Raw genomic sequence first — 13,902 nt, 5'->3', positions numbered from 1 at the left:
TTGGTCAGCGGCGCAGCGGGCGGGTCTCCACCAGCAGGTCGGGGCGGCCGAGCTGGCGGACCACCTTGTTGACCACCCGCTGCGCGGCGGCGAGGGAGCGCACCGGGAGCAGCTTGCCCCGGCTCTCCCGGCGCAGCACGAAGTAGTGCACCGCGGCGCGGACCAGCCCGCGGTCGGCGGCGCTGGAGTGGGCGGTGGCGATGACCAGCTCGCGGAGACAGCGGGCCAGCTCCTCGGCCAGCTCGAGCTCCGGGCCCTGCAGGCCGGTGCGGAGCACGGCGAGGTGGCCGTCGACCTTGCGGATGAGCACGTCGGTCCCGGGCCCGGAGCCGCGCTCCTCGACGATCATCCAAGCCCTCCACCCCGACGCTGCGTTGCGAGTGAAGTTACTTTATGTTGCGCGACACAAGCAAGCAGTTAAGTAAGACTTAACGCTAGTAACGCCACCAACTGTCGCGTAAGACATCGACCCGGACAGAACAGCGTCCGGCGTCGAGTGAATGTCACATCGGCGAGGCAGGATGGAGGGCGTGGCGAACGAGGTGACCGGCGGGGACGCGGCCGTGCTGGCGGATTTCGGCCCGGCGACCCGGGAGTGGTTCAACGCCGCCTTCGCCGCCCCCACCGCCGCCCAGGCCGGTGCCTGGCGGTCCGTCGCCGCCGGGCGCAACGCCCTCGTGGTCGCCCCGACCGGCTCCGGCAAGACCCTGGCCGCGTTCCTCTGGTCGCTGGACCGGCTGGCCAAGGAACCGCCGCCGGCCGAGGCGCGGCAGCGCTGCCGGGTGCTCTACGTCAGCCCGCTCAAGGCGCTCGCCGTCGACGTCGAACGCAACCTGCGGGCACCGCTCACCGGCATCCGGCACGCCGCCACCCGGCTCGGCGTCACCCCGCCGGACATCACCGTCGGCATGCGTACCGGCGACACCCCGGCCGACGAGCGGCGGGCCTTCGCGCGTACCCCGCCGGACATCCTGATCACCACGCCGGAGTCGCTCTTCCTGCTGCTCACCTCCGCCGCCCGGGACTCGCTGCGCGGGGTGCGCACCGTGATCGTCGACGAGGTGCACGCGGTCGCCGGCACCAAGCGCGGCGCCCACCTGGCCCTCTCCCTGGAACGCCTCGACGCGTTGCTGGAGACGCCGGCCCAGCGGATCGGCCTGTCCGCCACCGTCCGGCCGATCGACGTCTGCGCCCGGTTCCTCGGCGGCGCCCGCCCGGTCGACGTGGTGCAGCCGGCCAGCAACAAGACCATCGAGGTCAGCGTGCAGGTGCCGGTGGAGGACATGACCCGCCTCGACGAGCAGGAGCCGCCGGAGGACGACCTCGGCGGCATCGGCCCACGGCGGGCGTCCATCTGGCCGGCCGTCGAGGAACGGGTCTTCTCGTTGATCCGGTCACACCGGTCGACCATCGTCTTCACCAACTCGCGGCGCAGCGCCGAACGGCTCTGCGCGCGGCTGAACGAGCTGGCCGCCGAGGAGTTCGAGGCGTCGTCCGCGCCGGACGGCAGCCGCACCGCGCCGGGCGGCGGGCCGGTGGGGCCGTTGCGGGCGCCGCGCCAGCCGGCCGAGGTGATGGCGCAGTCCGGCGCGGCGGCCGGCGCGTCGCCGGTGATCGCCCGGGCCCACCACGGCAGCGTCTCGCGGGAGGAGCGCAAGCACATCGAGGAGGCGCTCAAGTCGGGGCAGCTGCCCGCCGTGGTCGCCACCTCCAGCCTGGAGCTCGGCATCGACATGGGCGCGGTCGACCTGGTGGTGCAGATCGAGGCCCCGCCGAGCGTCGCCGCCGGCCTGCAACGCGTCGGCCGGGCCGGGCACCAGGTGGGGGCGGTCTCCCGGGGCGTGGTCTTCCCCAAACACCGGGGCGACCTGCTCTCCTGCACGGTGGTCGCGGAGCGGATGGCCGACGGGGCCATCGAGGAACTGCACTACCCGCGCAACCCGCTCGACGTGCTGGCCCAGCAGATCGTCGCGATGGTGGCCCTGGAGCCGTGGCGGCTCGGCGACCTCGCCGTGCGGGTCCGCCGGGCCGCCCCCTTCGCCGAGCTGCCCGACTCGGCGCTGCACGCGGTGCTCGACATGCTCTCCGGGCGCTACCCGTCGACCGCCTTCGCCGAGCTGCGGCCCCGCCTGGTCTGGGACCGGGCCACCGACGTGCTCACCGGCCGGCCCGGCGCGCAGCGGCTCGCGGTCACCAGCGGCGGCACCATCCCCGACCGGGGGCTGTTCGGCGTCTTCCTGGCCGGTGCCGAGCGCGCCGCCCGGGTCGGCGAGCTGGACGAGGAGATGGTCTACGAGTCCCGGGTGGGCGACGTGTTCCTGCTCGGCTCGTCGTCCTGGCGGATCGAGGAGATCACCCCCGACCGGGTGCTGGTCTCCCCCGCCCCCGGCCAGGCCGCCCGGATGCCGTTCTGGAAGGGCGACCAGCTCGGCCGGCCGGTCGAGCTGGGTCGGGCCATCGGCGCCCGGGTCCGGGCGCTGCTGCGCCAGGGCGACGACGACGCCGTCGCCGCGCTGCGCGCCGGCGGGCTGGACGACTGGGCCGCCGGCAACCTGATGGCCTACCTGCGCGAGCAGAAGGCGGCCACCCGGTCGCTGCCCGACGACCGGACGGTCGTGGTCGAGCGGTTCCGCGACGAGCTGGGCGACTGGCGGCTCGCCGTGCACTCGGTGCTCGGCGCCCGGGTCAACGGCCCCTGGGCGCTGGCGATCGGCCGCCGCCTCGCCGAGCGCTACGGCGTGGACGCCCAGGTGATGCCCTCCGACGACGGCATCGTGGTCCGGCTGCCGGACACGGCCGACGAGCCGCCCGGCGCCGACGTGGTGGTCTTCGAGCCCGACGAGATCGCCCAGCTCGTCGAAGAGTCCGTCGGCACCTCCGCGCTCTTCGCGTCCCGGTTCCGCGAGTGCGCGGCCCGCTCCCTGCTGCTGCCCCGCCGCGATCCGCGCCGCCGGCAGCCGCTCTGGCAGCAGCGCCAGCGCGCCGCCCAGCTCCTCGACGTGGCCCGCGAGTACGCCGACTTCCCGGTCACCCTGGAGGCGGCCCGCGAGTGCCTCCAGGACGTCTTCGACCAGCCGGCCCTCGCCGACCTGATGCGCGACCTGGCGGCCCGCAAGGTCCGGCTGGTCGAGGTGGAGTCCGAGCGCCCGTCGCCGTTCGCCCGCTCGCTGCTCTTCGGGTACGTCGGCGCGTTCCTCTACGAGGGCGACGCGCCCCTGGCCGAACGCCGGGCCGCCGCGCTCGCTCTCGACTCGGCCCTGCTCGGCGAGCTGCTCGGCCGGGTCGACCTGCGGGAGCTGCTCGACCCGGCGGTGCTCGCCGAGACCGAGCGGCAGCTGCGCTGGCGCACCGAGCAGCGCCGTCCCCGCGATGCCGAGGACGTGGTCGAGTTGCTCCGGGTGGTCGGCGACCTCAGCGAGGCGGAGCTGGGCGAGCGGGGCGTACCGGTGGCCTGGCTGACCGAGCTGGCGGCGGCCCGGCGGGCGCTGCGGGTCCGGATCGCCGGCGAGGAGCGCTGGGTGGTCGTGGAGGACGCGGCCCGGCTGCGCGACGCGCTGGGTGTGGCGCTGCCGGTCGGGGTGGCCGAGGCGTACCTGGCGCCGGTGGCCGACCCGCTCGGTGACCTGGTCGCCCGGTACGCCCGCACCCACGGCCCGTTCGCGGCGGCCACCTGCGCCGCCCGATTCGGGCTCGGCGTGTACGTCGTCGAGCAGGCGCTGCGCCGGCTCGCCGGCAACGGCCGGGTGGTCTCCGGCGAGTTCGCCCCGGACAGCGTCGGCACCCAGTGGTGCGACGCCGAGGTGCTGCGCCTGCTGCGCCGCCGTTCCCTCGCGGCGCTGCGCCGGGAGATCGAGCCGGTGCCGCCGAAGGCGCTGGCGTCGTTCCTGCCCCGCTGGCAGCAGGTCGGCTCGTCGGCCCGGGGCGTGGAGGCGCTCGCCGCCACCGTCGAGCAGTTGCAGGGCGCCGCGGTGCCCGCGTCCGCGCTGGAACGGCTGGTGCTGCCCGCCCGGGTGGCCGACTACTCCCCCGCCCAGCTCGACGAGCTCTGCGCCAGCGGCGAGGTGGTCTGGGCCGGGGCCGGGGCGATCTCCGGCGGCGACGGCTGGGTCACCCTGGCGTACGCCGACGTGGCGCCGCTGCTGCTGCCACCGCCGGACGAGGCGTTGGCGCTGACCCCGCTGCACGAGGCCGTGCTGGACGCGCTCGGCGACGGGCAGGCGCTCTTCTTCCGCTCGCTGTCCGACCGGGTCGCGTCCACCGACGACACCGCCCTCACGGCCGCGATCTGGGACCTGGTCTGGGCCGGGCACCTGACCAACGACACCCTCGCGCCGCTGCGGGCGGTGCTCGGCGGTGGCGGCGCCCACCGGGCCCGGCCGTCCGCGCCGCGGACCCGCTACCGTCGTCCCGGCCGGGTGGCGCTGCCCAGCCGGGGCGGGCCGCCCACCGTGGCCGGGCGCTGGTCCCGGCTGCCCGACCGCGACCTCGACCCCACCCGGCGGGCCGCCGCCCTGGCCGACCTGCTGCTCGAACGGCACGGCGTGGTCACCCGGGGGGCGGTAATGGCCGAGCAGGTGACCGGCGGGTTCGCCGCCGTCTATCCGGTGCTGTCCGCACTGGAGGAACGCGGGGCGGCCCGGCGCGGCTACTTCGTCGAAGGGCTGGGCGCGGCCCAGTTCGCGGTGCCCGGGGCGGTCGACCGGCTCCGCGCCCTGGCCGACCCGGCCGACGAGGGTCGGGGGCGGGGCAGCGGCCCGGCCGTGGTGCTCGCCGCCACCGACCCGGCCAACCCGTACGGCGCGGCGCTGCCCTGGCCGGAACGGGTGGTCGACTCGGGCGACGGGGCGGCCCCGGCCACCGGGCACCGGGCCGGGCGCAAGGCCGGCGCGCTGGTCGTGCTGGTCGGCGGCGAGCTGGTGCTCTATGTGGAACGCGGCGGCCGGACCATCCTCTCCTTCACCGACGACGCCGACGCCCTCGCGTCCGCCGGCAAGGCGCTCGCCGACGCGGTGCACTCCGGGGCGCTCGGCGCGATCTCCGTGGAGCGCGCCGACGGCGAGGCGGTGCACTCCTCGCCGCTGCGCGACGCGCTGACCGCCGCCGGCTTCCGCGCCACCCCGCGCGGCCTCCGCCTCCGTGGCTGACTCCGCCTCGCCGGCCCGCTCCCGCTCGGCCGCGCCGCACGCCGCATGCCCTGAAAGGAGGCGGGCGCGTGGACCTCGGTCGTCAGGGTGTGGCCGGCCGACGAGGGAGGAGACGATCCGATGGCCGGGATCCGGGTACGGCCACGACATCCCGCTCCGCGACGAGCTGCGGCTGAAGCGCCGGCTGATCCCGGCTCAGGCCAGCTTGGCGAGCACCTCGTCGTAGCGCTTCCGGTCGGTCGTGGAGGTCTTCGTGCCCAGGTAGCTGAGCACCACCGCGCCCTTGCGGTAGGAATCCGTCCCCCAGACCTCGGTCTGGTTGGTGGCGCTCGCCTCGTCCGGGAAGACGTACACCGAGACGGCGTCCGTGGCGATCAGCTGGGCACAGCCCACGCCGACGCCGTCGGGCCCGCAGTCCGTGGACCGGTCCCGCACGTTCGGCACCGCCAGTCCGGCGGCCTTGAACGCGTCGACGACCTTGCGGGCGGACGGTGTGCCGGCGGCCTTGGTCGGCATGATGAACGGCGGGGTGGACGGGCTCTCGGTCGGCCGGCCCTTCGGGCGGCCCGACTCGGCCGTGGTCGGCGCCTCGGTCGGGGCGGCCGCGCTGGTGGCCGGCGCCTTGGACCGGCCGTCCGCCCAGGCCCCGCCGTCCTGCTCGGCGGCGTCCTCGCCGCAGGCGGTCAGGCCGACGGCGATGAGGACGGTGGCGGCGGTCGACAGCAGGCGAAGGCGATTCGTCACTCCGGCAGTCTGCCCAACGGTGGCGCGGCCCGGCACCGTCCGGTCGGTCGGTCACGCATGCCGGTCCGTGGCCACCGGCCACCCGCTAGCCTGCCCGCATGGCTCCGACCGCCTGGATCTCCCTGACCACCGACTACGGCCTGACCGACGGTTTCATGGCCGCCTGCCACGGGGTGATCGCCCGGCTCGCCCCGGCGGTCCGGGTGATCGACGTGACCCACCTCGTGCCGCCGGGTGACGTCCGGCGCGGTGCCGCGGTGCTCGCCCAGACCCTGCCGCACCTGCCGTACGCCGTCCACGTCGGAGTGGTGGACCCGGGCGTCGGCACCGCGCGGCGCGGGATCGCCCTGGTCACCCCGGGCGGCGTGCTGGTCGGACCGGACAACGGGCTGCTGCTGCCGGCCGCCGCGGCGCTCGGCGGTGTCACCTCGGCGGTGGAGCTGACCGATCCGGGCTGGCTGGCCCCGGAGGTGTCCCGCACCTTTCACGGCCGGGACGTCTTCGCGCCCGTCGCGGCGCGGCTGGCGACCGGCGGGGCACCGGCGGACGCCGGCCCGGCGGTGGATCCGGCGACGCTGGTGCGGCTGCCGGACCCGGTGCTGCGCCGGGAGCCGGGCGGGTTCACCGCCGAGGTGCTCACCGTGGACCATTTCGGCAATGTGCAGCTCGCCGCGGCGCCCGCGCTGCTCGACGAGGTCGGGCCCGAGCCGCTCGTCGCGGGCCGGCCGGCCGTCCGTGGCCGGGCCTTCGGCGACGCGCCGGCCGGTGGGCTGGTGCTTCTGGTCGACTCGGCCGGGCTGGTCGCGGTGGCGGTCAACGGCGGCCGGGCCGCCGACCAGCTCGGCCTCGCCCCCGGCGACCTGCTGACGATCCGCACGTCCGGCCGACCCGGCCGATGATCCGCGCAGGTTCCGGGCAACTGGGGCCTGCCCGTGCAGGAGGCGACACTTTCCCTGACAACGTGCGCGTCTTCATGCGGGCGCGGGGTGAGGGAGGATGAAGGGGTGCCCGAAGGCGACACCGTCTGGAACACCGCTCGCGTCCTCCAGCGGGCCCTGGCCGGCGCGCGACTCACCGGCTCCGACTTCCGGGTGCCGCAGCTCGCCGCGACCGACCTGACCGGCTGGACCGTCCGCGAGTCGGCCAGCCGGGGCAAGCACCTGCTGCTCCGGCTCACCGCCCCGCCCGGCGCCCTCGAGCCACCGGCCGGGGCGACGGCCACCCGCCCCGACCCGGCCGGGCGCGACTGGACGCTGCACTCACACCTGCGGATGGACGGCGCCTGGCGGGCGTACGCCCCGGGTGAGCGCTGGGCGGCCCGTCCGGCGCACCTGATCCGGGTGGTGCTCCGCTCCCCCGGCGCGGTCGCCGTCGGCTACCACCTGCACGAGCTGGCGCTGATCCCGACCGCCGAGGAGGAGTCCCTGGTCGGCCACCTCGGGCCGGACCTGCTCGGCTCCGACTGGGATCCGGACGAGGCGGTCCGCCGGCTGGCCGCCCACCCGGACGAGACCATCGGCGAGGCGCTGCTGGACCAGCGCAACCTGGCCGGCGTGGGCAACCTCTACAAGTGCGAGGTGCTCTTCCTACGCGGCGTCTCCCCGTGGACGCCGGTCCGCGCGGTGCCCGACCTGGCCGGCACGGTCACCCTCGCGCAGCGGCTGCTGGCCGCGAACCGGGGCCGCTGGACGCAGAGCACCACCGGGTCCCTGCACCGGGGGCAGACCAGCTACGTGTACGGCCGCCGCGCCCAGCCCTGCCGGCGCTGCGGCACCGCGATCAGCAAGCAGGAACTGGGCGACCGGGTCACCTACTGGTGCCCGGCCTGCCAGCCCGAACGCACCTGACGTCCACTTCGGGCGGTGACGGCGGCGGCCCGTCCGTGGAACTTCCACGAACCGGCAAGATCCCCCCGAGATACGGACGATTGGGCACTTCCCTCCCCACCGTCCGGCGTCGCATGCTGCGGTGGAGTGCTCACCGATCGTCAGCAGCGCGTACGCCCGCCACGCCGGGGTGGTGGCCGGCGCGCCGGAGATCCGGGGGAGAGCCATGGCCCTGTTCCGCAGATTCCGGCCGGGCTGGGCGGACCGTGCCGCCCGGACCGCCGAGGACCACGCGCCGACGGTCCCCGCCGCCCGGACGGCCGAGGAGGCGGATGCGCCGGCGCCGACCAGCCTGGACCCGGCGGCCGTGCCGCGCTGCTTCGGTCCGGTGCCGAACTTCGCCGGCTCGCCGCTGCCGGCGCTGGACCGGGACGGCCAGCCGGTGCCCGGCACCGGCATCCGCAAGTTCGTCGACGCGCTACCCGTGCCCGGCGCGCTCGCCACCTCCGGGCTGGGGGCCCGGCTGCCGATGGCCGTGCCGGACACCATCACCTGGCCGGGCTGCGACTACTACGAGATCGGGTTGCAGGAGTACACCCAGCGGCTGCACCGGGACCTGCCGGGCACCCGGCTGCGCGGCTACCGCCAGCTCAACCTGGGCACCGACCCCGCCGGGCACAACACGGTCAGCCCGCCCGACCGGCCCTGGCACCTCGGCCCGGTGATCATGGCACGCCGCGGGCGCCCGGTCCGGATCAAGTTCATCAACCAGCTCCCCACCGGACGGGCCGGCGAACTCTTCCTGCCGGTCGACGAGACCCTCGACGGGGCCGGCGTCGGGCCGCTGGACGGTCCCGCGCCGTACCCGCAGAACCGGGCGGTGCCGCACCTGGCCGGGGCGCAGACGGCCTGGATCAGCGCCGGCAACCCGTGGCAGTGGGTCACCCCGGCCGGCGAGATCACCCCGTACCCGACGGGGGTGGGGGCGACGCCGGTGCCGGACATGCCGTCGCCGGGCGCCGGGGCCACCACGCTCTACTTCCCGAACGACCAGAGCGGCCGGCTGATGTGGCTGCACGACAACACCCTCGGGCTGTCCCGGCTCACCGTCTACTCCGGTCAGCTCGCGCTCTATCTCCTCACCGACCCGGCCGAGGAACGGCTGGTCGACGACGGGGTGCTCCCCGCCGATCAGCTCCCGCTGGTGATCCAGGACAAGACCTTCGTGCCGGACGACGCCCAGCTCGCGGCCCAGGACCCGACCTGGGACCGGGACCGTTGGGGCGCCAAGGGCAGCCTCTGGCACCCGCACGTCTACCAGCCCCGGCAGAACCCGTACCGGAGCACCGGCGGCAACCCCACCGGCCGCTGGGACTACGGCCCGTGGACGCACGACCCGGACGGTGGCGCCAGCCCGTGGGTCGCCCCGGTGCCGAACCCGCACCACGACCCGGTCGCCGAGCCGGACGAGCCGCCGCTCGCACCGGGCGTGCCGCACCCGTCCGCGGTTCCCGAGGCGTACGGGGACACCCCGCTGGTCAACGGGGTGGCCTACCCGTACCTGGAGGTGGAGCCGCGGGCCTACCGGTTCCGGATCCTCAACGCCTGCGCGGACCGCAGCCTGAACCTCCAGCTCTACCGGGCCTGCTCAGACGAGCCGATGTGGACCGACGACGGCGACCCGGAGGCGGGTGAGGTGCCGATCGTCGAGGCGGTGCGGGCGGCGGGGCGATCGGGGACCTGGCCCACGGACGGGCGCGAGGGCGGGGTGCCCGACCCGCGCGCCGCCGGCCCGGACCTGATCCAGATCGGCAACGAGGGCGGCCTGCTGCCCGCCCCGGTGGTGCTGGCCAACCGCCCGGTCGGCTTCCGGTACGACCGGCAGGACCCGACCGTGCTCAACGTGGACGGGCAGACCCTGCTGCTCGCCCCCGGCGAGCGGGCCGACGTGGTGGTGGACTTCGCCACCGTCCCCCCGGGCAGCAACCTGATCCTCTACAACGACTGCCCGGCCCCGCTGCCCCGGTTCGACCCCCGCTACGACCACCACACCGACGCCCCGGACCGCACCCCGACCGGCGGCCTGCCCGCCGCCCGGCCCGGCTACGGCCCGAACACCCGTACCCTGCTCCAATTCCGGGTGGCCGGCGCCCCGGCCGCCCCGTACGACGTGGACCGCCTCGCCGCCCGCCTGCCCGGCGCGTACGCGGAGAGCCAGCGGCCGCCGATCGTGCCGCAGCCGGCGTACGATGCCGCGCTCGGCACCCGCACGCCCCGGGAGACCGTGGTGCCGGCCCGCGCCACCTCGGTCACCTTCACCCCGGCCGGGGCGGTGGCCCCGGTGACCCTGCCGCTGCTGGTCAAGTCGGTCGGGCAGGTCTTCGAACCCCGGCACGGTCGGGCGGTGGGCCGGCTCGGCGTCGGCCACCCGCTCGCCGGACCGGTCACCCCGGGCACGCTGCCGCTCGGGCCGGTCGACCCGGCCACCGAGGTGCTCTACGCGACCGACCCCACCGCGCCGGTCGGCGGCCCGGCCGACGGCACCCAGCTCTGGCGGATCGTGGGCGACGCCCCGCGTACCCACCCGGTGCACGTGGAGGGCTGCGACCTGCAACTGGTCAACCGGGTCGGCTGGGACGGCCACATCCGCCCGCCCGACCCGGGCGAGCTGGGCTGGAAGGAGACCGTCCGGGTCAACCCGCGGGAGGACGTGATCGTGGCGCTGCGCCCGGTCCCGCCCAGCCTGCCCTTCAAGATCGGCGACAGCGTACGCCTGCTCGACCCGGCCCGGCCGGCCGGCGCGCGGCTCGACGCCAGTCCGGTCAGCCCGATCGACGGGCGCCCGGCGGCGGTGGTCAACCAGCTGGTCAACCTGGGCTGGGAGTACCGCTGGGGGACCCGCGCGGCCGGGCTGCGCGACCAGGGAATGAGCCGGCCGCTGGTGCTCCGGGTCGCGCCCAAGGCGCCGACGGGGCTGACCGCCACTCCGGCGCCCGGCTCGGCCACCGCGCTGCCCGCGATCGCGCTGGCCTGGACCGGCAACGGCAGCCGCCCGCCGGCCACCAGCCACCTGCTGCAACGGGCCACCGACGCCGGTTTTACCGGCGGGCTGACCGAGATCACCGTAGCCGCCACCGCCACCCGGTACACCGACGCCACGGTGACCCCCGGGGTCACCTACCACTACCGGATCCGGGCGGAGAACGGAGTGAGCTGCTCGGCCTGGTCGAACAGCATCCCCGCCGCGGTGCACCTCACCTCCCCGACGAAGCTGACCGCGGCGGTGCCGCCGGCCGCGCCGCTGCGGGTGGCGCTGCGCTGGGCCAACCGGTCGTTCGCCACCGGGGTGGACGTGCAGCGGGCGACCAACCCGACGTTCACCAGCGGGCCGGGGACCACCGCCATCACGGTCGGCGACGCCCACGTGGATCCGGCGGTCGCCCCGGAGACCACGTACTACTACCGGGTGCGCACCACGTACCTGGGCGCGGCCTCGCCGTGGTCGACGGTGGCCACCGTGACCACCCCGCCCCGGCCGGGCGTGCCGACGGCGGTGAGCGCCCTAGCCACCGCGCCCGCCCCGGACACCGCCACGGTGATCCTGAGCTGGGGGGCCGGCACCCCGACCGGGCCGGGCTCCGGCTTCGTGGTGCAGCGGGCCACCGATCCGGGGTTCACCCACGGGGTGGAGAGCTACGCCGTCACCGGGCGGGGGTTCACCAACACCGGGCTGGCCCGGGGCACCATCTACCACTACCGGATCCGCGCGTACAACGTGGTCGGCACCTCCGCCTGGACCACCCCCGTCCCGGTCACCACCCCCGACTGAACGGGTCAGGGGCGCAGCGGGGCGCCGGCGGTGCGAAGTTCGGCCAGCGCGGCGGCGACGCCGTGGAGCAGGTCGGTGGCCTCGGTGAGGCGGCCGGCGGCCGGGTGCTCGGTGGCCGGGCGGGCGTCCTCGGCCACGTAGCCGGCGGCGGCCACCACCAGCCGCTCGTACGCGGCCACTCCGTCCTCCAGCTGGGCGGTCAGGGTCGCATGGACCTGGGCGAGCGGTCCGCGGGGCGCGAAGTTGAGGGCGCGTTCCACGCTGGCCACCCGGGTCGCCAGCTCGCGCAACGAGCGGTCGGCCTCGGCCGCCTCGCGGACCGCCGGCTCGGCCGGCCCGGTCAGCCGGCCGGACATTCCGGCCAGGGTCAACGCGGCCCGGTCCAGCCGGGCCCACGCCTGCGCAGCCGTGGTGCCGCGCAGCGCCAGGCGGGACCGGACCCGGCGTACCTCGGCGAGGACGCCCGGGCCGACGGGCAGCCGCTCCACGGCGGCGACCAGCCGGGCCCGGGAGCGGGCGGCGGCCTCGGCCGGGTCGAGCGCCGGCGGCGCCGGCACCGCGGCGAGGGCCCGCAGGTCGACCCAGCGCCAAGCGGCGACCGCGATGGCGCTGCCCGCGGCGCCGGCCCAGGCCGCGTCCGGCAGACCGAGCCCGGCGTACGGGGTCAGCACCGCCGCCGCACCGCCGAGCCCGCCGGCCAGCACGCTCCACCGGCGCGCGGAACGCCGCAACCGGCGCAGCCGACGGAAGTGTCGCGCCCGCTCGTCCGCCATCGTGCCCTCCCCGCGTGTCAGCCGGTGGTGCTCTCCCCGGTACCGCGCTCCCGGCTCATGCTGGCCCGGATCTCGTCCAGCCGGGCGGCGGCCGCCGGGTCGGTGGCGGGCTGGGGCTGTCCCACGGCGGGGCGGTCCTGCCGGCCGGCGAGCTGCTCGCCGGCCATGCTCGACCGGATCTGCTCCAGTCTCGCCGATCCCGCCGAGTCGAGCGTCGCCTTCTGGATCTCCAGCATCCGGCCCTCGACCGAGTTGCCGGCCAGCTCGGCCCGGCCCATCGCGTCGGCGTACCGGCGCTCGATGCGGTCCCGGACCTCGTTCAGTGACGGGGTGCTGCCGGGAGCGGTGAGCGCGGACATGGACTCCAGCGAGCGGGCCACAGTCTCCTGCATCTTGGCCTGCTCCAGCTGGCTGAGCAGCTTGGTCCGCTCGGCCAGCTTCTGCTGGAGGATCATCGAGTTGTTCTCGACCGCCTTGCGCGCCTGCGCGGCCGCGCCGAGCGCCTGGTCGTGCAGGGTCTTGAGGTCCTCGGTGGCCTGTTCGGCGGAGACCAGCTGGGTGGCCAGGAGCTGCGCGGACTGCTCGTACCGGCCCGCCTCGGCCTCGTCACTCCGGGCGCGGGCCTGGTCGGCGAGGACCAGGGCCTGCCGGGCGTTCGCCTGGAGCTGTTCGACCTCGGACATCTGCCGGGACAGCTTCATCTCGAGCTGGCGCTGGTTGCCGATCACCGCGGCCGCCTGCTGGACCAGCGCCTGGTGCTGCCGCTGGGCTTCCTCGATGGCCTGCTGGATCTGCACCTTCGGGTCGGCGTGCTCGTCGATCTTCGCGCCGAAGAGCGCCATCAGGTATTTCCAACCCTTGACGAACGGGTTCGCCATCTCCGCGTTGCCCCCTCAGTAGCGTCGCGCCGCCTCGACCGGGCCGGGCGGGGTCGACCGGTGGGTCGCGCGGTGTGCCTCCATCGTTCCAGGCGTACGCCACCATGGCACCCGGACGACCCTGATCAACAGTACGCGGCGGTCGCCACCACGGGCCACGTCGTGACGCGGGGTCAGGCGGCGCAGACCACGTCCCGCTCGGCGGGGCGGACCCGGGTGCTGCGCAGCGTCGCCTTGAGCGGCCCGTCCTGCCGGACCTGGACGGCCACCGACCCGTCGGAGGTGACCTGGCGGACACCCCGGTTGGTCGCCTTGCGGACCGCGGCGGCGGCCACCCGCGTCGGCTCGACCGGCTCGTCGGGCACCGGCACCAGCACGTCCGGCATCTGCTCGGCCAGGGCGACCGTGTCGCTGACCTCGCGGAGCAGCTCGGAGAGGCGGGCGCCGAGCGCGTCGCAGATCGCGGCCAGCAGCTCGCTGGAGGGCTCCTTCTGGCCGCGCTCGATCTCGGAGAGGTAGCCGAGGCTCACGTTGGCGGCGGAGGAGACCTCGCGGAGGGTGCGGTGCTGCCCCTGCCGGCGCGCCCGCAGTGCGTCACCGATCACCCGGCGTAGCAGGACCATCGCACCTCCCCCTGACGGGAACACCATTCCCGGCCGACCGTACCGCGCCGGACGCGGTCGGCCGCCCCCGACGCCGGCGTCGCCC

The 13,902-nt window shown here is 76.0% G+C and carries 9 protein-coding genes; 4 read left to right on the top strand and 5 right to left on the bottom strand.

The window, feature by feature from the left end; translation table 11 throughout:
• Positions 1 to 4: 4 nt before the first annotated feature.
• Positions 5 to 349 (bottom strand): hypothetical protein, encoded by a 345-nt coding sequence (locus ACZ6S5_RS01455; RefSeq protein WP_465996579.1) that lies wholly within the window; start codon positions 347 to 349, stop codon positions 5 to 7.
• Positions 350 to 521: 172 nt separating this feature from the next.
• Here ACZ6S5_RS01455 and ACZ6S5_RS01450 point away from each other — a divergent pair, with 172 nt between their 5' ends.
• A complete protein-coding gene (locus ACZ6S5_RS01450; protein ID WP_465996577.1) occupies positions 522 to 5,144 on the top strand; it encodes an ATP-dependent helicase in 4,623 nt (1,540 codons plus the stop codon).
• 195 nt (positions 5,145 to 5,339) lie between these two features.
• Here ACZ6S5_RS01450 and ACZ6S5_RS01445 read toward each other — a convergent pair whose 3' ends face one another.
• Positions 5,340 to 5,888, bottom strand: a complete 549-nt coding sequence (locus ACZ6S5_RS01445; RefSeq protein ID WP_465996575.1) for a hypothetical protein — start codon at positions 5,886 to 5,888, stop codon at positions 5,340 to 5,342.
• 98 nt (positions 5,889 to 5,986) lie between these two features.
• Between ACZ6S5_RS01445 and ACZ6S5_RS01440 the strand changes: the two genes are divergently transcribed.
• The 3 genes from ACZ6S5_RS01440 to ACZ6S5_RS01430 all read left to right on the top strand — a co-directional run bounded on the left by ACZ6S5_RS01440 (position 5,987) and on the right by ACZ6S5_RS01430 (position 11,543).
• Positions 5,987 to 6,787 (top strand): SAM hydrolase/SAM-dependent halogenase family protein, encoded by an 801-nt coding sequence (locus ACZ6S5_RS01440; protein ID WP_465996573.1) that lies wholly within the window; start codon positions 5,987 to 5,989, stop codon positions 6,785 to 6,787.
• A gap of 105 nt (positions 6,788 to 6,892) precedes the next feature.
• The gene (locus ACZ6S5_RS01435) at positions 6,893 to 7,735 is read left to right on the top strand and encodes a DNA-formamidopyrimidine glycosylase family protein (protein WP_465996571.1); all 843 of its coding nucleotides are present in this window, start codon (positions 6,893 to 6,895) and stop codon (positions 7,733 to 7,735) included.
• 205 nt (positions 7,736 to 7,940) lie between these two features.
• Positions 7,941 to 11,543, top strand: coding sequence for a hypothetical protein (locus ACZ6S5_RS01430; RefSeq protein WP_465996969.1), 3,603 nt, complete (start codon positions 7,941 to 7,943; stop codon positions 11,541 to 11,543).
• A 5-nt stretch (positions 11,544 to 11,548) separates the two neighbouring features.
• Here the strand turns inward: ACZ6S5_RS01430 and pspM are convergent, their stop codons facing one another.
• From pspM to ACZ6S5_RS01415, 3 genes are all read right to left on the bottom strand, one after another.
• Positions 11,549 to 12,316, bottom strand: coding sequence for a phage shock envelope stress response protein PspM (gene pspM / locus ACZ6S5_RS01425; protein ID WP_465996569.1), 768 nt, complete (start codon positions 12,314 to 12,316; stop codon positions 11,549 to 11,551).
• A 17-nt stretch (positions 12,317 to 12,333) separates the two neighbouring features.
• Positions 12,334 to 13,194 (bottom strand): PspA/IM30 family protein, encoded by an 861-nt coding sequence (locus ACZ6S5_RS01420; RefSeq protein ID WP_465996567.1) that lies wholly within the window; start codon positions 13,192 to 13,194, stop codon positions 12,334 to 12,336.
• Positions 13,195 to 13,367: 173 nt separating this feature from the next.
• Complete coding sequence (locus ACZ6S5_RS01415; protein WP_465996565.1) at positions 13,368 to 13,817, bottom strand: helix-turn-helix domain-containing protein; 450 nt, start codon at positions 13,815 to 13,817, stop codon at positions 13,368 to 13,370.
• Positions 13,818 to 13,902: the final 85 nt, after the last annotated feature.

The organism is Micromonospora sp. NPDC051924 (assembly GCF_055586005.1).
Note: the sequence above shows the minus strand (reverse complement) of the source record. Positions and strands in the feature narration are given on the sequence as shown.

Coding starts and splice junctions, on each gene's coding strand:
- ACZ6S5_RS01455 (WP_465996579.1), bottom strand. CDS start 349: ATGATCGTCGAGGAGCGCGGCTCCGGGCCCGGGACCGACGTGCTCATC.
- ACZ6S5_RS01450 (WP_465996577.1), top strand. CDS start 522: ATGGAGGGCGTGGCGAACGAGGTGACCGGCGGGGACGCGGCCGTGCTG.
- ACZ6S5_RS01440 (WP_465996573.1), top strand. CDS start 5,987: ATGGCTCCGACCGCCTGGATCTCCCTGACCACCGACTACGGCCTGACC.
- ACZ6S5_RS01430 (WP_465996969.1), top strand. CDS start 7,941: ATGGCCCTGTTCCGCAGATTCCGGCCGGGCTGGGCGGACCGTGCCGCC.
- pspM (WP_465996569.1), bottom strand. CDS start 12,316: ATGGCGGACGAGCGGGCGCGACACTTCCGTCGGCTGCGCCGGTTGCGG.
- ACZ6S5_RS01420 (WP_465996567.1), bottom strand. CDS start 13,194: ATGGCGAACCCGTTCGTCAAGGGTTGGAAATACCTGATGGCGCTCTTC.
- ACZ6S5_RS01415 (WP_465996565.1), bottom strand. CDS start 13,817: ATGGTCCTGCTACGCCGGGTGATCGGTGACGCACTGCGGGCGCGCCGG.